Origin of the sequence: Rathayibacter rathayi, from assembly GCF_004011095.1 — a bacterium.
Lineage (GTDB): Bacteria > Actinomycetota > Actinomycetes > Actinomycetales > Microbacteriaceae > Rathayibacter > Rathayibacter rathayi.
The window spans coordinates 3,046,281-3,067,301 of record NZ_CP028129.1; the positions used below are offsets into that span (position 1 = coordinate 3,046,281).

Below are 21,021 nucleotides of genomic sequence, written 5' to 3' on the forward strand. Positions count from 1 at the left end.
CTGCTCCTTTTGCCACTCTTGAACTAGAGTTCGGGGGGGGGGTCTCGGCTGGAAGTGGTACCGCCGCAGAGTCTCCGGCGGGTTCCTCGGGAGATCGCAACTCTGAGAATTCTGACGGCATCTGCGGCCAGCGCGCTAGCTATGGCTGTTGACATTAGCGAAAGAGCGTGGAGGTTTGTGCGAGGGTGTATTGAGAATGCGACGGCGGCGGTGCTTTCAGAGATTGAGACCCAGCCGCCGTCCGCGCCTCAATCTGCTGCGGAGAGGCTGTTCGAGCAGGCGCAGCGCGTCATCGAATCGCAGTACTACGACCCCGCCTTCACCGTGGCAAGACTGCGCGCCGATCTCGCGGTGTCGTCGAACATCCTGCATGCCGCATTCGCAGCGAGGGGGACGACACCTCTCACTGAGATTCGACGTGAGCGATTGCGAGCCGCAGATCGGCATTTCGCGATCCTGCTCGCGCCAACCAGTGAGGACCGGGAGATGGCTGCACGACGCTCCGGGTTCCATTCGCTCCGAGCGCTTCGGTCGGCTCGGAAGGCGCTGTCGTCGTGACAGCGTTGCTGAAGTGGTCCCGAGGAGCGGACGGATGCGCGCGCCGGGGAGCGTCAGCGGGAGTTCACACGCTATGGCGAGCCCGTCCGAAACCGCCACGCGATCGCTTCCGCGACCCGACGATGATCCCGAAACGGACGCCCCCCTTCCGTGACGCCACCGGCATCAACGGCTCGATCTGAGCCCACGCCACATCCGACAACAACTGAGTACGAGACACACACCACCCCTGCCGCCAACCAACACCACAAGTGAGGAGATATGCCCTCGAGGTGATGAAGGAGGCGCGGCCGATGGCAGAGTCCTCCGCCGCTCACCCCGGCACGAGCCCCGTGAGCCGCGCCGTCAGCCTCTCGACCGGGCCAGCGCCGAGCATGCGCCTCCACAGCAGTGCCGCCGCGCAGAGCCCGAGCACCAGGGCGAGAGCGGCGAGCGGAGCGTCGGCCGCGTAGCCCAAGCCCGCGCGAGCGAGCGCCGCGACCAGGGCGACCTGCACGACGTAGACCGAGAGAGCCACCGTGCCGATCGCCCCGAGCGGCACCAGCGCGCGCTGGACGGCCGCCGAGCGCGCGGTGGTGAGCAGCACCACCGCGACGTACGCGGCGAGCACGAGCCCGAGGTCGTGCAGGGTGTCCGGCAGGCTACCGGAGAGGGCCTCTGTTCCGAGCAGTTGCTCGACCACGAGCCGCACCGGGTAGACGACGACCGCCACCGCCGCGAGCACTGGCAGCAGCCGGTCGCGCCGGGCGCCGTGACGCAGGAGCAGAGCGCCGAGGAGGAAGAACGGGAGCAGATTGGTCGCGCGGTAACTCGGCCCGGTAAAGAGCCAGAGGGTGAGCGGTGAGTCGGGTGCCGCGGCGGTCACCGCGGCGTTCAGCGGCCCGGCGACGAGCGCCAGCGCAGCGGCCACCACGCCGATCACTCGGGAGCGGAGCAGGAGCAGCGGGGTGCCGAGCACCAGCACGACCCCGAGGTACTGCAGCACGATCGCGATCCAGCTCCCCCAGTTGTCGAGCCACACCCCGAGCGCCACGAGCACCGCACTGCGGATCGCGTTCCGCAGCAGCACCCGGCCGGGGGAGGCGCCGGGCCGCGCGAGCACCAGCGCCGCGGACATCCCCATCACCAGCGCGAACAGCGGCGACGCGAGATCGTTGACGTTCCACGCGAGAAGACCGATCGCTCCCGTCCGTTGGCTTGGAACGAGCGGCATCGCGTGCGCGATCAGCATGGCGACCACCGCCACTCCTCGCAGCACGTCGGGAGCGACCAGGCGGTCGTGCCGGAGTTGCGGAGTCATCGCAGTCATGCGGCGAGAGTAGGTGCGCCCGGTCTTCCCGCCCAGCCCGCCCCCGCCTCGCGCCAGTACAGCGCCTCACCTTCGCCCTCCGCCCGCGACGGATCGCTGACGGCCCGGCACACCTGACAGCGCGGGGCGTCCGCGACGGATCGACACTCCCGAGCCGCAGCGCGCGGGCCGCGCTCGGTGCAAGGCGCACCCGGGTGGGAATGATGGAGGATGACCGACGCCGTTCCGTCCCCCGACCGCCCGCGCCGCGCCCGCAGCCAGCACCTGCTCACCGTGCTGCGGACCGAGCGCCTCGCCGCGGCCGACCGCGACGTGAAGCTCCTCCTCCCGCCGCGCGGCTCGGACCTCCCGCCGCCCTTCGACCTCGACGCGCTCCGGGCGAGCGTCGCCCCCGAGCAGCTGCCCGTGCGCCGCACCTCCACCGTCCGCTCGGTCGCCGTCGACCTCGTCGTGCACGGGGACGAGGGAGTGGCGGGTGGGCTGTGGGCCGGGCCGAAGACCGCTTCCAGGCCGAGAAGCGCGAGCCGGTCGGTGTGATCTTCACCGATGAGCTCTGCGACTCGGTCGAGAGGGCCGGGGCCGCCGGGTCACCGAGGGCCGGCGTACGGTTCCTGGTCGTCGCCCGGCGCGGCGGGCACTGCGTGCGGTCGCGCAGGCGAGGGCGCCGGTCGTCCGAGCGCGAGTCGGTGCAGGGCGATCCGTGCTGGTCGGATCGCGTGGAGCGCGACCGCGCCGATCAGGACCACTCCGAGGATGGCGAGGGGAATCACGGCCGGGAGCCCGCCGCTCGCCCGCTCACGGCGCTCCGCTGCACGCTCACCGCGCTTCGTCGGATGTCCCGTGGAGCAGGACCACGGCGACGAGGACCGCCAGAAAGAGCGCGAGCATCGCGCAGTTCAGGATGATGCCGGTGCGCGCCAGCTTCCGGTAGGGCTCCCGACGCAGTCCCGCCGTGCCAAGGGCGATCCCGACGATCGGGATGATCAGGACCGCGCCGACCACGATCGAGCACAGCCCGAGCACGACGCTGGTCATCGACAGGCTGCGCATGTGCGGCTCCTCCGCGGGCAGCAGCGTCTCGACCGGGACGTCGGGGAGGGGGAAGGGGTCCATGCAGTCCTTGGTAGTGCGAGCGGAACGGGGAACCGCTGCGACGAGCATACCTCGTCTTATCTCGGGTCGCCGCCCGAAGCGTTACTTCACGCCTCGACGCAGGATCGACCGGGCGAGGCGAACCCGATTCTACCGCGGTGTCGGGGGTCCTCCTCCCGGAGGCGACCGCTCATCCTCTGGACGGAAGTTGGGCTCTCGCGACCTCGAAAACGGCGCAATTGCTCCCGAGAAAGGCGCGACTCGACGGATCGTCACGACTCGCTATCTAGGGTCTCCGGCAGCGGTCGTCCCAGAACGGCGCCGATGACATTCCACGAAAGGAACCCCTGATGAGCACTCGCCCCTCGACCCCGGTGACAAAGATCCTCATGATCTCCAGCTCGTTCGCCCTCGGCGCTCTCCTCCTGGCCGGCTGCTCCTCCGCGCCGACGGACGGTGCCGCTGCCGAGGCAACCCCGTCCCTCAAGGAGGCGATCGCCACATTCGGGACCTTCCAGAGCGGCCAGGAGGAGTACCTGAACAAACTGACCTCGTGCCTCGGTGACCACGGCGTCCAGGGCGACAGTGTGTCGCAAGACGTCAGGGACGCCGCGGATGCCGCCTGCGCCGAGAAGATCGGTAAGGAGCCGCAGCCCACGGCCAAGGAGTCCGCAGCGATACGGGTGTACAACTCCGAAATTCGTTCGTGCATCATCGCGAAGGGACACAAGGTCCCGGATCTCCAGGCCGACGGGCAGTGGGACGCGGAGGCCATGACGAAGCTGATGAAGACGGACACCACGCTCAACCAGGACGCGGGTGCCTGCTACGAGGAACTCGCCCAGTGATGGTGACGCGACATCGGCTGGTCCTGGCCGGCTCGGCGGTGCTCGTGCTGGTCGCGATCGGCGGCCTCGTGCTCTGGGCCCCCTGGGGGGCGTCCTCGAGCGGCCAGGAGTCCACGGCGGCGCCGGTCGGGCGGACGGTCCAGGTGACCACCGGCACGGTCGCCAAGACGACCATCGAGAAGGGCACCCTGCGCTATCCCGCGGTCAAGTCGCCGACCTCCCGGGCGTCCGGCACACTCACGGCCGTCCCCGCCGTTGGCACCTCCCTCGGACGCGGCGACACCGTATATGAGGTCGACACCGTCCCCACGGTGCTGCTCCTGGGTACGGTCCCCGTCTGGCGCGACCTCTCCGTCGGCGCGAAGGGGGCGGACGTCCTACAGCTCGAGCAGAACCTGTCACAGCTCGGGTACTTCCCGCGAGTGCCGGACGAGGAGTTCCTCGAGCCCACGGCCGAGGCGGTGCGGAAGTGGCAGAAGGCCCTCAAGATTCCCGAAACCGGCGAAGTCCCCCAGTCCGCCGTCGTCGTGGCTCCGGACGTCGTGCGCGTGGGCGCCACTCCGGTCGCCGTCGAGACGCCGGTCGGGGCGGGGACCACGGTGCTCACGCTGACCGCGCACGCTCCGTCGGTGCAGGTGATGCTGCCGCTCGCCGACCAGGGTCTCGCCTCGGTCGGGGCGGCGGTGAGCGTGACAATGCCCGACGGCACCGTGGCGCCCGCCGCCGTGACCTCCATCGGTCGGGCTCAGGTGTCGGGCGGGCAGAGTTCCGGGAGCCAGAGCCAGAGCCAGGACGATCCGACGGCGGGCCGCGTCGTCCCCGTCGAGATCGCCCTCTCGGATCCGGCCGTCGCAGATGGCCTCCAGGAGGCGTCGGTGCAGACCGCCTTCATCGGCGACCGCCACGACAACGTCCTCACCGTGCCGGTCGACGCGCTCCTCGCCCGCGCCGGCGGAGGGTACGAGCTGGACGTGATCGGCGATGACTCCTCGAGACATCGCATCCCGGTCACGGTAGGGCTCGTCGCGGACGGTGTCGCCGAAGTGTCGGGGGACGGGCTGCACGAGGCCCTGACCGTCGGGGCGGCGAGCGCATGAGCCTCCTCGACCTCCGTGATGTGACGCGCGAGCACGGTAGCCCTCCGGTCCGCGCCGTCGACGGTGTCACGCTCTCCGTGGACCGCGGCGAGCTCCTCGCGATCGTCGGGCCGAGCGGATCCGGCAAGTCGAGCCTGCTCAACATCATGGGGTTGCTCGATCGTCCGACCACCGGCACCGTCCTGATTGATGGCGTCGACATCGCGACTGTCGGCGACCGGCGACTCTCCGGCGTGCGGGCGACGATGCTCGGCTTCGTCTTCCAGCAGTTCCACCTGGACGAGACCCGCAGCGCCCTGGACAACGTGGCGGACGGGGCGCTGTACGTCGGCACGCCGCTGCGTCGACGCCGGGAGGCGGCGGAGGAGGCCCTGCACAGGGTCGGGCTGGCCCACCGCCTGCACCACCGGCCCCACCAGCTCTCGGGCGGGGAGAAGCAGCGGGTCGCGATCGCCCGAGCGATCGTCTCGGAGGCACCGCTCCTGCTCGCGGACGAACCCACCGGTGCTCTCGACTCCGTCTCCGGGGCCGCGGTCGTGGCGGTTCTGCGCGAGCTCAACGCCCAGGGCACGAGCATCGTCGTGATCACGCACGACCGGGCGCTCGCCGAGAGCCTTCCGCGGGTGGTCGCGATCCGCGACGGACGGGTCGAGTCCGACGTCCGAACCGCGGGAGCAGCCGCATGAGCCGCTCGCGCCTGCTCGCGAGCGACCTCCTCCGGATCGGCAGTGGCGGGCTGCGGCTGCGTCCCCTCCGCGTGATCCTCTCGGCGCTCGGCATCGCGATCGGGATCGCGGCGATGATCGCGGTGGTCGGTGTCTCCGCGACCTCGCAGGCTCAGGTCGAGAAGAAGCTCCACGCTCTCGGGACGAATCTGCTCACGGCGACCTCCGCCGCGAGCGTCATGAGCGCCCCGGTGCCGCTGGCCCCGAACGCGGTCGAGCGGGTCCTGCGGATCGACGGGGTCGAGTCGGCGGCGTCCGTGGCGGTCCTCCCGGTCTCCGCGTATCGCAATCGCCTTGTCGATCTGGGCAATACCAACGGGCTCGCGGTCGGAGTCGCCGATCAGCGCCTGCTCAGCGTGACGGAGTCACCCCTCGCCAGCGGCCGGTGGTTCGATGCGGCGTCGTCCGAGCTTCCGACAGTGGTCCTCGGCGCGAGCGCCGCGAGCGCCCTCGGGATCGAGGAACCCGGTGTGATGATCCATGTGGGCGAGGCGGATCTCACCGTGATCGGTGTGCTCGCCCGCAGCCCGCTTGCGCCCGAGTTGGACAGCACCGTGCTCGTCCCCGGATCAGCGGCGCGCGCGCTCCTGGGCTGGAAGGGGAACCCGACGACCGTGTACGAGCGGTCCGCCGATGAGGCGGTGCCCCGGATCCAGCAGCTGCTCGCACCGAGCATCGACCCGGTGAAGCCCAGAACCGTCGCGGTGGCGCGGCCGTCGGACGTGCTGCAGGCCAAGAATACCGTCGACTCCTCGTTCGACGGGCTGCTGCTCGGAGTCGGCTCGGTCGCTCTGCTCGTCGGAGGGATCGGCATCGCCAACACGATGGTGATCTCGGTGCTCGAGCGTCGGCGCGAGATCGGCCTCCGTCGGGCCCTCGGCGCGACCCGCGGCCACATCCGCGCGCAGTTCCTCGTCGAGGCGTTCCTCCTTTCTCTCCTCGGCGGGATCGGGGGCGCGGCTCTCGGCATGGCAGCGGTGGCGTTCTTCGCCGCGACCACGGGTGCTCCGTTGACTATCCCGGTCGGGGTTGTCCTCGCGGGTCTGGGCGCGACCGTCGTGGTCGGGATGATCGCGGGCTCCTACCCGGCGATCACCGCGGCCCGGACGCCTCCGGCGGTCGCCCTGACGACGTAGCCGCCGTTCCCCGCCCCGTCGCGCGGGGCGTCTGAACGAAGACCTCCGGAACGAGGTGGGCACCGGACCCGCCTCGCCGCCGGAGGTCTTCGTGATTGAGGCGTGTACGCGGGTGTCGACGACGCCACAGGGTGCTGCGCCGAGGCGGCCCTCGCTCAGACCTGAGCGGTGCCGCTGTCCTCGACCGAGCCGGTCGCCTCCGACTCGTCGGCGATGTCGATGTCCGTCTCCTCGGCACGGTCGCGCAGGGCGTCCGCCATCGCGCCGGCTCCCTCGGCCCCGTGGTCGTGCTCGACCTGGTCGATCAGGCCGCTGAGCTTCTCGTCGTTACTCGCGTCCTCGGCCCCGTCCATCACGGGGCCGTTCTGCTTATCGGTGCTGTTGTGCTCGTCGTCCCTCATGGCGTTCCTCCTCGGTCGACCGGCGTCTGCGCCGGCGCTCTGACGCTACGCGCGCCCCCGGGGCTGTGCAGATGCTTGAGGAGAATCGGGCGATCCGGTAGGGGATTGCGGCCGAACGGATAAGGGGTTCTCATTCCCGTCGGCAGTGAGGGCGCTTTTCCTCTCGATCTGAGATGCTTTCGTTTTCATAGACTGAGTTACTTGAGGAGACATCGTGTTTTGATGCCGAAGAATTCACTCAGCAATTACTCGCTGACTTCTGCTCCTGATACGATAGGGGGACTTCTGCACCAGGGATCGGTGGTCGTTCTCGGCGGGCGATCGATCATCCACACGCCTGTTATCTCGATCATCACCAGTGAAGGCGCGTATGGCTTCGTATCTGTTCGTCTGCTCCGGGGGTGGGCATCTCAAAGAGATGTTCGCACTCTCGGGTCTGCTCGGAGTCAACCCCGAGGAGCAGCATTGGGCGACGGTTGACAGTGCCCTCAGCCGCACCCTCCTCGCCGACCGGCGAATCACGCACCTCGCCGATCCGCCGCCCCGTGCCGTTGCGCCGGTGCTGCGCAATGCGGGGATCGGCCGCTCTCTGCTGGCCCGCGGCTCCTTCGACGCCGTCTTCAGCACCGGCGCCAGCCCGGCCCTCTCCTTCCTCCCGCTCGCGGCCTCGCGCGGCATCCCCGCGCACTACATCGAGAGCGCCGCGCGCGTGCTCGGCCCGTCGGTGACCGGCCGGATCCTCGCCCGCTTTCCGGGCGTCTCGACCTACACGCAGTACCGCTCCTGGGCCGACGAGCAGTGGAGTTTCGGCGGCTCGATCTTCGACACCTACCGCGTCGACGACGTCGTGCCGCGGCCCATCCGCCGCGCCGTCGTCTCCGTCGGCACGCAGGACGGCTATCCCTTCCCCCGCTTCTTCGCCGCGCTCGCGCAGCTCCTGGAGGGCGTGGAGGTGCTCTGGCAGACCGGTGCGAACGACGTGTCGGGGCTCGGGATTCAGGGTCGCCACTCGGTGCCGCACGACGAGCTCAACGAGGCGATGGCGGCGGCCGACGTCGTGATCGCGCACGGGGGAGTGGGCACGGCGCTCAGCGCCATCGAGCAGGGCCGGGTGCCGATCCTGGTGCCGCGACGCGCCTCCTTCGGCGAGCACGTCGATGACCATCAGGTGCAGATAGCCACTCGCCTGGCCGAGTCCGGTCTCGCGGTCAGCGTCGAGATCGAGAGCCTCTCCCGCGACACGCTCGAGAAGGCTGCGGCCCGCACGATTGTTTCCGCCGATTCCGCCGTGCCGTTCGTCGTGCACGACTCGGCCGAGAAGTCCTCGGTCTTCTCCCGCCGACTGTTCCCCTCTTCTCGTTAATGACCGCCGAGCGATGAGACGTGATGAGAACGTCATCCCAGCGTCATCTACGGCCCGTACACTTCGGAATGGGTTGGGGGGCCGGACGTGACTTCTCGTGCGTCGATATCGGACTGGTCGGCCGACTCGACACTGATGGTGAAAGCTCCGAAGGAACCTCGATATGACTGATATCCCGCGCGGAGTATCGCGCCGCAAGGTGCTCGCCGCCTCCGCCGCCGGAGTCGCCGCCACTGCCTCCGCGCTTGTGGCGACTCCCGCATTCGCCGCGGCGAACTACTCCGTGATTCCCAAGCTCCCGGGCGAGTTCTCTCGCAGGGATACGGCGCGCTCGCGCATCGACGGCAAGCCCTACGAGATCATCGACGTGAGGATAGGCAACGACCCCGCGCGCCTGTTCGTCCCGCACAGCGCGGTACCCCGCAAGAACCTCTCGGTGCCGGTCCTCTGGTACTACCACGCCAGTGGAAGCAACTACACGGCACTCTCCGGCGCCTACCAGTACTCGGCCGATCAGCTCGTCGATCAGGGCGTCGTCAGCATCTGCCCGCAGTACAGCGGCAGCAGCGCCTACACGAACGCCGCAGCGGTCGCCGCGCAGAAGGCCGCCGTCACCTGGGTGAGCAGCCTGTGGTCCGTGAGCGCCAGCGTCCTCCGCTCGAACTCCGGCGGCGGCGGCCTGCTCTGCTGGGCGTACGCGAATCGCCTGGTGCCGAACATCTACGGCGCCTACCACTCCAGTGGCGTCTACGACATCGAGGACACCGAGTCGCGGGACCCGGGCCGCGTCGTCGCCGCGTACGGCGGCGACAGGGACGCCCTGCGCGCCGGCAACCCGTCGCGTCTGCCGCAGTCGGTCTGGGCGGGCACGCGCCTGCGCATCACCGCCGGTTCGGCCGACTCGCTCGTCCCGGCCGAGATTCACGGCGGACGTCTGCGCCGCCTGGCCCTGCCCGTCGCGCGCGAGGCGACCATCGTCTACCACAGCGGCAACGGCGGACAGCTGGGCCATGTGGTCCCCGGCTTCACGAACACCGATATGGTCCTGACCTTCCAGCGCTGGCTGCAGGAGGGTCCCGCCTGATCGGCGGGAGGACCGACGCGCCCCCTCCTCTCGATGCCAGAAGGACCCCTTGACGTGATAGATCTCCTCCCGCGGCGCCTCGTCGTCGGCACGCTGTTCACGGTCGCCGTGATCATCGTTGCCGGCATGGGGTACATCTTCACCACGCGACCCCCCGGCACCGGCGCTCAGGTGATCGCCCTCGGCGTCGCCGGGATCGTCGGGGCCTTCGTACTGCTGAGGGTGCCGGCGCACTGGCTGCCGGCGATGGCGCTCGCGTTCTTCGCGATCGTGCCCACCCCGCTCACGCCGTCCAGCTTCACCTTCCGGATGACCCTGTGGGCGGTCTTCCTGATCGTCTGGGCGGTGCGTCGGGTGCTCGCGCCGCAGCTGTGGCGGGCGCCGATCCGCGAGTGGATGCGCGAGCTGGTGCTGAGCCCGTGGCGCGCCGTTGCGATCCTCGCCTTCGCGGCGTTCCTGGTCTGGGCGGCCGTCGCGACGGTCCGCGGCTCCTTCGTCTCGGCCGGTGTCTCGTGGATGGTCAGCATCGCGGTCTGCGTCGGCCTGCCGATGCTGGTCTTCGACGCCCAGCGCGAGGCCGTGCTGCTGCGCAAGACCTGGGTCTGGCTCTCGGGTCTGCTCGCGCTCTACGCCTGCCTCGAACTGGTGGCGCAGAGCTCCCCGGTCATCGGCCCGATCTACGCCGCGCTCGGCACCGAGCAGGACCAGCACTGGTCGCTCTACCGCGCCGAGATCACCTTCGGCCACCCACTGCTCGCGGGCACCTTTCTCACGGTCGGTGCGGGGCTGGCGTTCGGCGCCTGGCTGCAGGGCTCGCGCCGCTCCGATCTGCTGCTGGGCATCCTGGCGTCGGCCGGAGTCGTCGCGACCGTCTCGCGCGGACCGATGGCGGCCGTGGCCGTCGCGGTCGTCGTCGGACTCGTCGCGGTCGGCTTCCTCAACCCGAACCGCTCGCTGCTGCGGCCCGGCTCGATCCTTATCGCCGGTCTGATCGCCGGAGTCGGCGTGCTCAACTTCGAGCCGGTCACCGCGCGCAACAACAACCTCGATGCGTCGATCTCGGCCGGCGCCCGCGATCTCGCGGTCACGGTCGCCGTTAAGGCCGCGCAACTCTCGAACTGGCTCGGCTCCGGAGCCGCCACCTCGGGCATCAGCGGCCGCAATTTCTCCGACGTGGTCATCGAGAACTCGTTCCTGCAGCTGCTGATCAGCGTCGGTGTCCCGGGCCTGCTGTTCTTCGTGATCCTGGTGATCGCGCTGTTCGGCAGCGCGCTCAGCCGCCGCGACGTCGCTCCGGCGGCCGGCCTGCTCGGCTTCCTGGTCTGCCTCGCGGGCTACAACGCGATCGACGCGGTCCGCCCGAGCCATCTGCTGCTGGGCTTTCTCGTCATCATCTGCCTGAACCCGGTGCACGTCCCCGACTTCTCCCAGGGCATTCGGATGCGCCGGCCGCTCGGTGCGCAGATCTTCGACGCGCCGATGGCCCTCGGGCTGCGGGGCGAGCGATGAGCCGCCGCTCGCGCAGGCACGCCTCCTCGCCGGCCGCGCTGGTCGTGCAGCAGTCGCTTGCGCCGCCGGACTCGACCACCCAGTACGTCGACTCGATCGTCGACGGTCTCGCGCCCGGCGTCGAGCTGCTCTTCTTTTCCTGGCGCAGCGCGCTGCTCGCCGACTACGACGTGCTGCATGTGCACTGGCCCGAGCTGATGATCCGCGGCCGCAACCCGCTGCACCGGTTCCTGCGCCGCCGGGCCCTCGACGCGCTGCTCGTGCGCCTCGCGCTCCAGCGCATCCCGCTGGTGCGCACCGTGCACAACCTGCACCCGCACGAGCTCGGGCCGGCCGCCGAACGCCGTTCGCTCGCCAGGATCGACCGCGCGACCGACCTGTTCGTCCGCCTCAACCCCACCACCGTCACGCCCGGCCGGGCGCCCGCCGTGACCGTGCTGCACGGCCACTACCGCGACCAGTTCGCCGAGCACCCGCTGCCCGAGCACGAGCACGGCCGGGTGCTCTACTTCGGCATCATCCGGCCCTACAAGGGTGTCGTCGAGCTGATGGACGTGTTCCGCCGGCTGGCGGACGACTCCCTCTCGCTGCATGTGGTCGGCAGCCCCAGCACGGGCCAGCGCGAGTTGGTGGAGGAGCGCGCCGCCCGTGACGCGCGGGTGCACACGACGTTGCGCCGGGTAGACGACGCCGAGATGGTCGATGAGATCGGTCGCGCCGAGCTGATCGTCCTGCCCTACCGCGAGATGCACAACTCCGGCTCGATCCTGGTCGCTCTCTCGCTGGGCCGGCCGATCCTGGTGCCGCGCACGCCCGCCAACACGGCCCTGGCCGAGGAGGTCGGCAGCGACTGGGTGATCGAGTACGACGGCGACCTCACCCCCGAGCTGATCGCTTCGGCACTCGAGGCCACCCGCACCCGAGCGCCCGAGGGGCTCCCCGCGCTGTCCGGGCGCGACTGGGATGTGCTCGGCCGCGAACTCAAGAACGCCTACGAGGGCGCGATCGCCGCCAAGAAGGGCTCGACGCGATGAGCGCGACCACGCAGAAGCCGTCCCCGAGCCTCGGCCGCTCGGCGAGCCGCGGCGCCGCCGTCACCATCGGCGGCCAGGCGATCCGCATCGCCGTCCAGCTGGGCAGCATCGTCGTGCTCGCGCGCCTGCTCGCCCCCGCCGACTACGGCCTGCTTGCGATGGTGACCGCGATCATCGGGATCGGCGAGATCTTCCGCGACTTCGGCCTCTCCTCCGCCGCGATCCAGGCGAAGGAGATCACTCCGGGCCAAAAGAGCAATCTGTTCTGGATGAACGCGGGCATCGGCCTCACGCTGACGCTGCTGGTCATCGCGGCCTCCTGGCCGATCGCCGCGCTCTACGGCGACGACCGCCTCCAGCTGCTGACCGTCGTGCTCTCCTCGACCTTCCTCCTCAACGGCATCTCGACGCAGTTCCGCGCCGACCTCGCCCGGCACCTGCGCTTCGTGAAGCTGACCCTGGTCGACCTCGTCGGTCAGGTGCTGGGCCTCGCGGTCGGCGTGCTGATGGCGCTCGGCGGCGCCGGCTACTGGGCGCTGGCCGCGAGCCAGGTCGTGCAGCCGCTCATCGGCGTGCTGATGCTCGTCGTCATCACCGGCTGGCGGCCCGGCCGCTACCGCCGCGGCGAGGCGATGGGCCACTTCCTGCGCTACGGAGGCGGCGTGTTCGCCACCCAGGCGCTCACCTACGCGAGCAAGAACGTCGACTCCGTCATCATCGGTGCGCGCTTCGGCCCGGTCGACCTCGGCCTCTACAACCGCGCGTTCCAGCTGATGATGCTGCCGCTGCAGCAGGTGAACGCTCCGGCGCAGCGGGTCGCCCTGCCGGTGCTCTCGAAGCTGCAGGACGAGCGCGAGCGCTTTCGCACCTTCATCCTCTTCGGCCAGTCGGCGATGCTGACGGTGATGGGTCTGGTGCTCGCCGTGCTCGGCTCGCAGTCCGACTCGGTCATCCGCATCCTGCTGGGGGAGCGCTGGCTCGCCTCGGTGCCGATCTTCCAGGTCCTGCTCGTGGCCGGGTTCTTCCAGGCCACCGCGTACTGCTCGTGGTGGGTGTTCCTGGCCAAGGGCCTGGTGCGCCAGAGCGTCTGGTACAGCCTGGCGACCCGCCCGCTGATGGTCGTGCTCATCCTGGTCGGCTCGAACGGGGGAGTGACGGGTGTCGCCATCGCCTACGCCGCCTCGCTCGCGCTCACCTGGCCGATCGCGCTGATCTGGATCGGCCGCTCCTCCGACGCCCCGGTGCGCGAGATGTTCACCAACGGCCTGCGCAGCGGCATCGCGTTCGGATCAATCACGGTCGGCTCGTCCTTCTCCACCGTCGCGATCTCCGCCGACCAGCCGATCCTGCGCCTGCTCGTGGGCGGGGCGGCCGTCCTGGTCGGAGTCGGGCTCTGGATGCTGATCCTGCCCGCCTTCCGCCGCCAGATCCTCGGCCTCGCCGACCTACGCCACCACTTCCGCCGAAGCCGCCCCGCCGTTCCCCCCACCGAAAGAGATTGATGACACTCAAGCTCGGCGTCGTGAAGTCCTGGAAAAAGGACTTCGTCACGACGACCCGCCTGCCCGCCCGCCGCGACGGCAGGGTCCTCCGCGACTGCCTCGCGACCCTCCGCCCCGAGCCCGAGTTCCACCTCGTGATCGCCGCCCCCGGCAGCGGCAACATTGGTGATCAGGCGATGCTGGAGGCGTTCCTCGAGAACACGTCCGGCCCCGTCGTCGTCGTCCAGCGGTACGCGGGCGACGTCGTGATCCCCGAGGAGCAGGCTGAGCGGGTCACGGTCGTCGAACTCCCGCACCTGGTCTACGGAGTGGGCGACGCGCACGCCGCCGACCTCCGCGCCTCCGCGGCGCTGATCCGCCGCTCCCGCTCGGTCTCGGTCGTCGGCGCCGACATGATGGACGGCAAGTACAGCCTCCGCGGCTCGGTCCGCCGCTCCCTGCTCGCGCAGACCGCCGCCGAAGCCGGGGTGCCCACGCGCATCCTCGGCTTCTCCTGGAACGCGAAGGCGCGCCTCGCCGCCCGCCGCTCCCTGATCGCCGCGTCGCGCGCCGGTGTCGTCCCGATGCTCCGCGATCCGCTCTCGGCCGAGCGCGCCCGGAGCATCGGGGTGCAGCGGGTGGAGGAGGTCACCGACATCGTCTTCTCGGCCCGCACCCGCGACCGCAGCGTCCGCGAGGGCCTGGGACTTCCCGAGGGCGTCCCGTTCGCCCTGGTGAACGCGAGCGCCCTGGTCGCCGGGATGCTCGACCAGGTGCCCGAGTACGAGCGGATCGTCGACCGCCTCCGCGCCGCCGGTGTGCACGTCGTGCTCCTCCCGCACGTCTCGCGCCCCCTCGGCGACGACCAGGTGGCGGTTCGCGCCGTGGCCGAGCGCGTGGGCACCGAGGGGGTCACCGTCGTTGACCGCGTGCTGATGCCCGCCGAGATCCGCGGCCTGGCCGAGGACGCTCTGCTGACCGTGACCGGCCGGATGCACCTCGCGATCATGTCGCTCTCGCTCGGCGTCCCGGCGATCACCCTGGCCACCCAGGGCAAGGTCGAGGGCATCATGCGCCTGATCGGCCTGCCGCAGCTCTGCGTCGAGCCGGTCCCCGGTTTCGCCGACCGTGTCCTCCCGGTGATCGACCGCATCCTCGCGGAGCCGGGCGTGCGCGCCACCATCGACAACGCCCTGCCCGAGGTGCGCCGCCTCTCGGCGCTGAACACCCGCGGCCTCGGCGCGGAGGTCGTGCGATGAGCGCGCCCCAGGAGAAGGGACCGCGGATGCGGATCATGTTCGTCGTCACGTCGCTGCACGGCGGCGGGGCCGAGTTCGTCGCTCGCACCTGGATGGGCTGGCTCCTCGAGCAGGGCCACCACGTCGACGTGGTCACCACCTCGGTCAAGAGCACCGACGAGTATCTGCCCGAGGGAGCGGTCCTGCATCGCATCGGCGCGGGCGCGGGTCACGTCGGCAAGGCGACGCTGCTCAAGGAGCTGTTCCGCAGGCGGACCCCCGACGTCGCGATCGCCTTCCAGGGCTACCCGAACCTCGTGCTGCTCGCCTCGGCCGAGATGACGGCTCGCGCCGACCGCCCGAAGACCATCGTGAGCGAGCGCAACCTCGTCTCGCTCGGAATCCCCGGCTTCTCGAGGACGCAAAAGGTGCAGCTCGCGCTCGCCAAGACGCTCTACCGCCGCGCCGACCACGTCATCGCGATCTCACACCCCGTCGCGGGGGAACTCATCGCCGGCTTCGGCGTCTCGGGCGAGCGCTGCACTGTCGTGGCCAACCCCGCGACCGCCAAGGTCGACCGCTCGCGCCAGGTCGCGCGCACCCCCGGGACCGCCGCGGGCCTGCAGATCGTGCTGCCCTGCCGCCTGGTCGTACAAAAGCGCCCCGAGCTCGCGATCCTCGCGGCCGAGGAGCTGGAGCGCCGCGGCATCCCCGCGCAGGTCGTCTCCTTCGGCGGCGGGCCATTGCTGGCAAGCATGAAGGCCGAGGCGTCCGCGCGCGGCGTGGACTTCGAGGACAAGGGCTGGGTCGAGGACTGGTTCCACCACTTCGACGAGAACGCCGTCGTGCTGCTCCCGTCGCTACGCGAGGGCTTCGGCAACGTCCTGGTCGAGGCCGCCGCCGCCGGTGTCCCCTCGGTCGCCGTGTCTGGGGCGCTCGGAGTCGCGGACGCGATCGTCCCCGGCCTCACCGGCGAACTCGCGCTCACCCCCTCCGCCAGCGACCTCGCCGACGCGCTGATCCGCGCGAGCGAGCTCGAGATCACCGGCATCGACCGCTGGCTCGACCGCTTCTCGCTCGCCTCCAGCGGCCGGGACCTCGAGACGGTGCTGCGCCGGGTCGTGGGGCAGAAGTGACCCTCGTCTCGGTGGTGGTGCCGGCTCACCAGGAGGAGGCGCACCTCGCCGATGTCCTGGAGCGCCTGCTGCGGCAGACCCACGCCGAGCTCGAAATCCTGGTGGTGGACGACGCCTCGACCGACGAAACGGCAACCATCGGCCGCGCGTTCGCCGAGGAGCACGAGCGGATCCGCTACCTGCGCCAGGACGAGAACCAGGGCGTCGCAGCGGCCCGCGAGCGCGCAGTCGGTGAGGCCTCCGGCGAGTGGGTCTGGTTGGTCGACGCCGACGACGAGTGGCCCGAGACCGCGGTCGAGGTCATGCTCGCCGCGGGCGAGAGCGGCCGTGCCGACGTGGTGGTCGCCCAGGCGGTCACGGTCCACGACACCGGATCCACGCCCGTCGGCTCCCTGCGCGGCCCGCTCGCGCTCTCGGGCCGGGGCGCCTTCACCGCGCTCCTGGTCGGCGAGCTGACCGGGCACCTCTGGAACAAGCTCTTCCGCCGGAGCCTCTTCGCGGGCATCGACTTCACCCGCATCCGTCAGCACTCCGACCAGGCGCAGGTCGCCCAGCTGCTCGCCGCGGCAACCGAGGTCGTGGTGATCCCGGACTCCGTCTACGAGTACCGACTGCGCGCCGGCTCGATCATCCGCTCGGGCTCCCAGCGCGCTGACTCGCTCGCCGGGCTCGCCGCGGTGATCGAACGGACGGCCCGCGCGCTGGATCCGCGTCTGCTCGGCTCGCAGGACTACGCCTACTACCGGGCGCGCTTCTCCCTCCTCTCCCGCTTCAAGGACGCCACCTCGGGGGCGCACAGCCCCGACGAGGCCGAGCGGCTCTGGCGGGATGCGCACGACGAGGCGGGACTGCGGCACCTGGCCGCCCTCGTCCGCCGTCGGGATGCGAAACGCTCCGTCCTTTTCGGGCTCGCCGTCGCGGCACCCGCGCTCTACCGGGCCGCGATGCAGGCCGGGAACGGGCGCCGGTGACCGCGATCGCGACGGGACCCGGCGATATCGCCCTCCCCGCCCCCTCCGTGCGATGTGCGGCGCGGACCATACACCCTTTAGGCTTATCAAGCGCTCGCGTGCCGCGAACGCGCCACCGTGTTTCTCAGAGAGACGAGCATCTCCTGGCGGACGCACGACGGGTTCGGGGCACCGCAAGGGGGAGAACATGAAGATGCTGAAGCCGTCGGGCGGGGCCCGGCGTGAATGGGTGGACTTCGCGAAGGGCACCGCCATTCTGCTCGTGGTGTACTACCACACGTCGCTGTACCTCGGGGACATCGGGGTCGAAAACACTCTCGGCCGCATCAAGATCGTCTTCGAGCTGTTCCCGATGCCGCTGTTCTTCCTGGTCTCGGGTCTGTTCGGCTCGCGCATCACCAGCTGGAGCTTTCGCGACCTCTGGCGCCGGCGGCTCTATCCGCTGCTGTGGCTCTATGTGATCTGGTCGCTCCTGCGGATGGTCTTCTATGTGATCGTCCCGCTGGCCAACGGCGGACTCGGCGAGCTGCCTGCGACCGATCCGCTCAACCTGCTCCTGCTGTTCTTCTGGCCCAGCAGCAGCTACTGGTTCATCTACGGACTTTTCCTCTTCACCCTCGGCGCGTGGCTCCTGCGCCGCGTCGACCACCGCGTCCAGGTCGCGCTCGCCGCGATCCTCGGCACGATGTTCACCACCGGGCTCGTGAACACCACCAATGTGGGCTGGAACCGCATCGGCGCCCTCTTCGTCTTCTACCTGGTCGGCACGCTCTATTCGAAGCGGATCATCGACGTCGTCGAGAAGAACAGCGCCCGCGGGTTCCTGTACGTGACCCCGGTGTTCATCCTGCTGAGCACGGTCCTCTTCCTCTTCCCGATCCGCTGGGTGCCGTTCCTCGCTCTTGCCGGCCAGATGGCGGCGGTGGCGATGGGCGTCCTCGTGGCCCGTGCGCTCTCGCGCGTGCGCGTGCTCAACTTCGTCGCGGTCTGCGGCGAACGCAGTCTGCACATCTACCTCCTGCACCTCTATGTGATCGTGCTGTGCGTCACCGCTCTGCGCTTCCTCCTGCCCGCGGACCGGTCGGTGATCGCCGGCTTCGAGATCCCGCTGCTGCTGGTCGTGCTGGCGATCGCCGTCGTGCTGTCCATCGTGGTCACCCGGTACTTCTCGAAGATCCGCTGGATCTACGTCCCACCGGCGGCCCTCGGCGGTCCCGGCAGAAAGCGCAAGCCGGTCGCAGTCCCGGCGCGGGGTGCGGGCGTCACGGCCGATCCGGCCGCAGTGCCGGCGGACGAGCCCGGCACCTCACCCAGTTACCAGCAGAAGAAGGCGGAGTCCCACGAGTGAAGACGACACGCGCACGCAGAGCCGGAGTCCTGGCGGCCGTCGTGGCCGTGGCCCTCGGGCTCGCCGGCTGCACCCCGAAGCCCGAGCCCGTCCGCACGCCCGACGGCTTCACGACGCAGAAGGCGATCGAGTACCGCTCCGTCGACGGCCTCTCGCTGAAGGCCGACGCCTGCCTCCCCACCGACGGCGGCACCGACCGTCCCGCGCTGCTGATGCTGCACGGCGGCGGTTTCGTCGACGGCGCCCGCAATGAGGGCGGGATGACCGAGCTGTGCGAGTACTACGCGCAGCGCGGCTTCGTCTCGGTCACCGTCGACTACCGCCTGCTCCAGGACAGCCGGTACCCGGGCCAGGTCGAGGACGCGCAGGCCGCCGTCGAGTGGTTGCGTGACCCCGCGCAGGTCTCCCGCTTCGGCCTCGACCCGGCGCGCATCGGCGTGATGGGCAGCTCCGCCGGGGCGATCATCGGAGCCACGCTGGGCACGCTCGGCGAGGGCTCCCTCACCGAGGGCTCGCGGGTCAAGACGGTCGTCGCCTTCTCGGCGGTCGCCGACATGACCGATGCCGGGATGTCGCTGGGCACACCGCTACCCGAGGCGAAGAAGCAAATCCTCGCCTACCTGCACTGCGACGAGATCGACCCCACGACCTGCCCGCAGAGCGTCCCCGCCTCGCCGATCACGTCGGTCGACCCGAGCGACGCTCCGCAGCTCTGGCTCACCTCCGAGGACGAGCTCGTCCCGGTCGAGCAGGCCGATGAGATGCAGGTCGCGTTGCAGGACGCCGGAGTGGCGGCGGAGGTCGGTGTGGACGGCTCCGGCCACCACGGGCTCCAGAACAACACCCCGAACAACAGGAAGGCGATCCTCGCCTTCCTGCAGGCCCACCTCTGATCCACCGCACCCGCGCACCCGCGCGGCCGGTTCCGCGCACGGCGGACGACACCTCACGACGCTCCAGACAGACCCCCCTGCACCGCGGTGTAGGCGACGAAAGGGACACCAGAAACCATGACCTTGAACGGACTGTTCGCCGGGATCGGCCGGAGGTGGGTCGTCCTCGTCTCCTTCGCTCTGCTCGGCGCCGTGGCGGCACTGGTACTCAACGCCGTGCTGCTGCCGCAGTACAAGGCGGACGCGCGCGTCTACGTCGCGGTCTCCTCGACCGGCGTCCTCTCCACCTCCGACCGCGTGGCCGCGAACAGCGCCGCCGCGCAGGCCACGGTGACCTTTGTCGCCCTGGGCACCTCGGACGCCGTCCTTCAGGGCGTCATCGACGGTCTTGGCCTCGACGAGACCATCGAGGAGTTCTCCAAGCGCGTCTCCGTCCTCTCCGAGCCGGAGTCGGTGGTCATCACGATCTCGGCGACGGACCCCTCGCCCGAGCAGGCCGCGACCATCGCGAACGCCGTCGCCGCGCAGCTCGACGCCGCCGTGCAGGGCACCGACCCGACGACCACGGCGACCGGGGTGGCCGTCCCGCAGATCCAGCTCGAGGTCCTCAGCCAGGCGATCCCGCCGAAGCTGCCCGTCACCGGTGGCCTGCTCGTGCTGCTCGCCCTCGGCCTCCTCGGTGGCGCCGTGGTCGGAGTCGGCGTGGCGATCGTGCTGACCGCCCTCGACCGCCGCCTCCGCAGCGGCGACGACGTGCGCTCCTCGCTGGACCGCCCGCTGCTGGGCATCGTCCCGGCGAAGTCCACGAAGCTCGACGAACTGCTGAACTCACCTGACATCCCGGCCCGCTACTCGGCCGTCGCGTTCGAACTCTCCGCCATCGCCCGCACCCGCTCGTTCTCCTCATTCGCGGTCGCCCCGGCCTCGGCGAACACCCCGCACACCGCCAGCGCGGTGCTGCTGGCGAAGGCGCTCGCCGTGCTTGGCTCCTCCGTCGTGATCGTGGACGGCACCGCCGAGGGCTCGGCGCTCGCCTCGGCGTCGGGCGGGCGCCCGGGCCTGCGCGAGGTCCTCGCCGGAGCCGCCTCGCTCGACGACGCGATCCTCAAGCGTCCGAGCGACCGCGTGGACCTGCTTCCCGCGGGCAGCGCCCAGGCGGGCACCCCGATGGCCACGGACGCCCTCCGCTCGCTCGTCGAGGAGCTGGAGAAGGTCTACGACATCGTCCTCATCGTCACCGGCACCCTCGGCGCGACCGAGCAGTCGCCGACCTTCCGCGGCGTGGCCGACGGCGCCGTCCTCGTCCTGATCGAGGGCAAGGTCGACGCGCCCCAGGCCGCCGCCGACGTGCACTGGATCGAGACCGCCGGCACCCCCGTGGTCGGCGCGGTCCTCCTGGCTCGCCACAAGCTGCAGAAGGCCCCCGCGATCGTGTGACGCGCGCCCGCGGGTCGGCGCCCTGTCGTGCCGGCCCGCGTCCGATTTGCAGGCCCGCGTGCGATTTGCAGGCCCGGGTCCGATTTGCAGGCCCGGGTCCGATTTGCAGGGGATTCGATCGGCTCAGCTCCACGGATGCGCATGATCGCGCTCTCCCGTCATAATCCCCTGCAGATCACACCGAAGTCCGGCCGAGACGGCCCGAACTGGGCAGCTACGTGCGCTGTGCAGGGTTGCGTGAGGTATGCAGGATGCCGTGCGATGTGAAGGGGACTCGACTCGGGCCGGGCATCGGAAGCGCCGGAAAGCGCTCTCCCAGACGAAACTCCTGCAGATCGCACCGAGGCTGGACGCCCCCGGC

The 21,021-nt window shown here is 70.3% G+C and carries 20 protein-coding genes; 17 read left to right on the top strand and 3 right to left on the bottom strand.

Going from position 1 to position 21,021, the window contains the following annotated elements; translation table 11 throughout:
• Positions 1-210: 210 nt before the first annotated feature.
• Positions 211-558: a helix-turn-helix domain-containing protein gene (locus C1O28_RS14670; protein WP_146076342.1), complete on the top strand. Its 348-nt coding sequence runs from the start codon at positions 211-213 to the stop codon at positions 556-558.
• Between the two features lie 313 nt (positions 559-871).
• Here the strand turns inward: C1O28_RS14670 and C1O28_RS14675 are convergent, their stop codons facing one another.
• The gene (locus C1O28_RS14675; RefSeq protein WP_097167788.1) at positions 872-1,867 is read right to left on the bottom strand and encodes a DUF418 domain-containing protein; all 996 of its coding nucleotides are present in this window, start codon (positions 1,865-1,867) and stop codon (positions 872-874) included.
• A gap of 210 nt (positions 1,868-2,077) precedes the next feature.
• Between C1O28_RS14675 and C1O28_RS14680 the strand changes: the two genes are divergently transcribed.
• Positions 2,078-2,404 carry a siderophore-interacting protein gene (locus C1O28_RS14680; RefSeq protein ID WP_097167789.1) on the top strand — a complete coding sequence of 109 codons (327 nt, stop codon included), beginning with the start codon at positions 2,078-2,080 and terminating at the stop codon, positions 2,402-2,404.
• A gap of 279 nt (positions 2,405-2,683) precedes the next feature.
• Here the strand turns inward: C1O28_RS14680 and C1O28_RS14685 are convergent, their stop codons facing one another.
• Complete coding sequence (locus tag C1O28_RS14685) at positions 2,684-2,980, bottom strand: hypothetical protein (protein WP_097167791.1); 297 nt, start codon at positions 2,978-2,980, stop codon at positions 2,684-2,686.
• A 329-nt stretch (positions 2,981-3,309) separates the two neighbouring features.
• Here C1O28_RS14685 and C1O28_RS14690 point away from each other — a divergent pair, with 329 nt between their 5' ends.
• From C1O28_RS14690 to C1O28_RS14705, 4 genes are read left to right on the top strand one after another with little or no spacing between them, the layout of a single operon-like run.
• Positions 3,310-3,807, top strand: coding sequence for a hypothetical protein (locus tag C1O28_RS14690; RefSeq protein ID WP_097167792.1), 498 nt, complete (start codon positions 3,310-3,312; stop codon positions 3,805-3,807).
• Entirely contained in the window at positions 3,807-4,904 is a 1,098-nt protein-coding gene (locus tag C1O28_RS14695; protein WP_097167793.1) for a peptidoglycan-binding domain-containing protein, read from the top strand. Before C1O28_RS14690 ends, C1O28_RS14695 begins: the two co-directional genes overlap by 1 nt.
• Entirely contained in the window at positions 4,901-5,590 is a 690-nt protein-coding gene (locus C1O28_RS14700) for an ABC transporter ATP-binding protein (RefSeq protein ID WP_097167794.1), read from the top strand. Before C1O28_RS14695 ends, C1O28_RS14700 begins: the two co-directional genes overlap by 4 nt.
• Positions 5,587-6,765, top strand: a complete 1,179-nt coding sequence (locus tag C1O28_RS14705) for an ABC transporter permease (protein ID WP_097167795.1) — start codon at positions 5,587-5,589, stop codon at positions 6,763-6,765. The genes C1O28_RS14700 and C1O28_RS14705 overlap by 4 nt, the downstream gene beginning before the upstream one ends.
• A gap of 155 nt (positions 6,766-6,920) precedes the next feature.
• Here the strand turns inward: C1O28_RS14705 and C1O28_RS14710 are convergent, their stop codons facing one another.
• On the bottom strand, positions 6,921-7,166 hold the full coding sequence (locus C1O28_RS14710) for a hypothetical protein (protein WP_097167796.1): 246 nt from the start codon (positions 7,164-7,166) through the stop codon (positions 6,921-6,923).
• A 370-nt stretch (positions 7,167-7,536) separates the two neighbouring features.
• Between C1O28_RS14710 and C1O28_RS14715 the strand changes: the two genes are divergently transcribed.
• The 11 genes from C1O28_RS14715 (at position 7,537) to C1O28_RS14765 (ending at position 20,660) form a co-directional block, all read left to right on the top strand.
• Positions 7,537-8,529: a glycosyltransferase gene (locus C1O28_RS14715; protein WP_097167797.1), complete on the top strand. Its 993-nt coding sequence runs from the start codon at positions 7,537-7,539 to the stop codon at positions 8,527-8,529.
• Positions 8,530-8,692: 163 nt separating this feature from the next.
• A complete protein-coding gene (locus tag C1O28_RS14720; protein ID WP_097167798.1) occupies positions 8,693-9,613 on the top strand; it encodes a hypothetical protein in 921 nt (306 codons plus the stop codon).
• Positions 9,614-9,667: 54 nt separating this feature from the next.
• The gene (locus tag C1O28_RS14725) at positions 9,668-11,122 is read left to right on the top strand and encodes an O-antigen ligase family protein (protein WP_097167799.1); all 1,455 of its coding nucleotides are present in this window, start codon (positions 9,668-9,670) and stop codon (positions 11,120-11,122) included.
• Positions 11,119-12,156 carry a glycosyltransferase gene (locus C1O28_RS14730; RefSeq protein ID WP_097167800.1) on the top strand — a complete coding sequence of 346 codons (1,038 nt, stop codon included), beginning with the start codon at positions 11,119-11,121 and terminating at the stop codon, positions 12,154-12,156. Before C1O28_RS14725 ends, C1O28_RS14730 begins: the two co-directional genes overlap by 4 nt.
• Complete coding sequence (locus C1O28_RS14735) at positions 12,153-13,658, top strand: lipopolysaccharide biosynthesis protein (RefSeq protein WP_097167801.1); 1,506 nt, start codon at positions 12,153-12,155, stop codon at positions 13,656-13,658. Before C1O28_RS14730 ends, C1O28_RS14735 begins: the two co-directional genes overlap by 4 nt.
• A complete protein-coding gene (locus tag C1O28_RS14740) occupies positions 13,658-14,896 on the top strand; it encodes a polysaccharide pyruvyl transferase family protein (RefSeq protein WP_097167802.1) in 1,239 nt (412 codons plus the stop codon). Before C1O28_RS14735 ends, C1O28_RS14740 begins: the two co-directional genes overlap by 1 nt.
• Positions 14,893-16,011 (top strand): glycosyltransferase, encoded by a 1,119-nt coding sequence (locus tag C1O28_RS14745; RefSeq protein ID WP_097167803.1) that lies wholly within the window; start codon positions 14,893-14,895, stop codon positions 16,009-16,011. The genes C1O28_RS14740 and C1O28_RS14745 overlap by 4 nt, the downstream gene beginning before the upstream one ends.
• Positions 16,008-16,982, top strand: coding sequence for a glycosyltransferase family 2 protein (locus C1O28_RS14750; RefSeq protein WP_160487530.1), 975 nt, complete (start codon positions 16,008-16,010; stop codon positions 16,980-16,982). The genes C1O28_RS14745 and C1O28_RS14750 overlap by 4 nt, the downstream gene beginning before the upstream one ends.
• A 187-nt stretch (positions 16,983-17,169) precedes the next feature.
• Positions 17,170-18,330 (top strand): acyltransferase family protein, encoded by a 1,161-nt coding sequence (locus C1O28_RS14755; RefSeq protein ID WP_160487529.1) that lies wholly within the window; start codon positions 17,170-17,172, stop codon positions 18,328-18,330.
• A complete protein-coding gene (locus C1O28_RS14760; protein WP_097167806.1) occupies positions 18,327-19,223 on the top strand; it encodes an alpha/beta hydrolase in 897 nt (298 codons plus the stop codon). The genes C1O28_RS14755 and C1O28_RS14760 overlap by 4 nt, the downstream gene beginning before the upstream one ends.
• 117 nt (positions 19,224-19,340) lie before the next feature.
• On the top strand, positions 19,341-20,660 hold the full coding sequence (locus C1O28_RS14765) for a Wzz/FepE/Etk N-terminal domain-containing protein (RefSeq protein WP_097167807.1): 1,320 nt from the start codon (positions 19,341-19,343) through the stop codon (positions 20,658-20,660).
• Positions 20,661-21,021: the final 361 nt, after the last annotated feature.

Coding starts and splice junctions, on each gene's coding strand:
- C1O28_RS14675 (WP_097167788.1), bottom strand. CDS start 1,867: ATGACTGCGATGACTCCGCAACTCCGGCACGACCGCCTGGTCGCTCCC.
- C1O28_RS14680 (WP_097167789.1), top strand. CDS start 2,078: ATGACCGACGCCGTTCCGTCCCCCGACCGCCCGCGCCGCGCCCGCAGC.
- C1O28_RS14685 (WP_097167791.1), bottom strand. CDS start 2,980: ATGGACCCCTTCCCCCTCCCCGACGTCCCGGTCGAGACGCTGCTGCCC.
- C1O28_RS14690 (WP_097167792.1), top strand. CDS start 3,310: ATGAGCACTCGCCCCTCGACCCCGGTGACAAAGATCCTCATGATCTCC.
- C1O28_RS14695 (WP_097167793.1), top strand. CDS start 3,807: ATGGTGACGCGACATCGGCTGGTCCTGGCCGGCTCGGCGGTGCTCGTG.
- C1O28_RS14700 (WP_097167794.1), top strand. CDS start 4,901: ATGAGCCTCCTCGACCTCCGTGATGTGACGCGCGAGCACGGTAGCCCT.
- C1O28_RS14705 (WP_097167795.1), top strand. CDS start 5,587: ATGAGCCGCTCGCGCCTGCTCGCGAGCGACCTCCTCCGGATCGGCAGT.
- C1O28_RS14710 (WP_097167796.1), bottom strand. CDS start 7,166: ATGAGGGACGACGAGCACAACAGCACCGATAAGCAGAACGGCCCCGTG.
- C1O28_RS14715 (WP_097167797.1), top strand. CDS start 7,537: ATGGCTTCGTATCTGTTCGTCTGCTCCGGGGGTGGGCATCTCAAAGAG.
- C1O28_RS14720 (WP_097167798.1), top strand. CDS start 8,693: ATGACTGATATCCCGCGCGGAGTATCGCGCCGCAAGGTGCTCGCCGCC.
- C1O28_RS14730 (WP_097167800.1), top strand. CDS start 11,119: ATGAGCCGCCGCTCGCGCAGGCACGCCTCCTCGCCGGCCGCGCTGGTC.
- C1O28_RS14735 (WP_097167801.1), top strand. CDS start 12,153: ATGAGCGCGACCACGCAGAAGCCGTCCCCGAGCCTCGGCCGCTCGGCG.
- C1O28_RS14740 (WP_097167802.1), top strand. CDS start 13,658: ATGACACTCAAGCTCGGCGTCGTGAAGTCCTGGAAAAAGGACTTCGTC.
- C1O28_RS14745 (WP_097167803.1), top strand. CDS start 14,893: ATGAGCGCGCCCCAGGAGAAGGGACCGCGGATGCGGATCATGTTCGTC.
- C1O28_RS14755 (WP_160487529.1), top strand. CDS start 17,170: ATGAAGATGCTGAAGCCGTCGGGCGGGGCCCGGCGTGAATGGGTGGAC.
- C1O28_RS14765 (WP_097167807.1), top strand. CDS start 19,341: ATGACCTTGAACGGACTGTTCGCCGGGATCGGCCGGAGGTGGGTCGTC.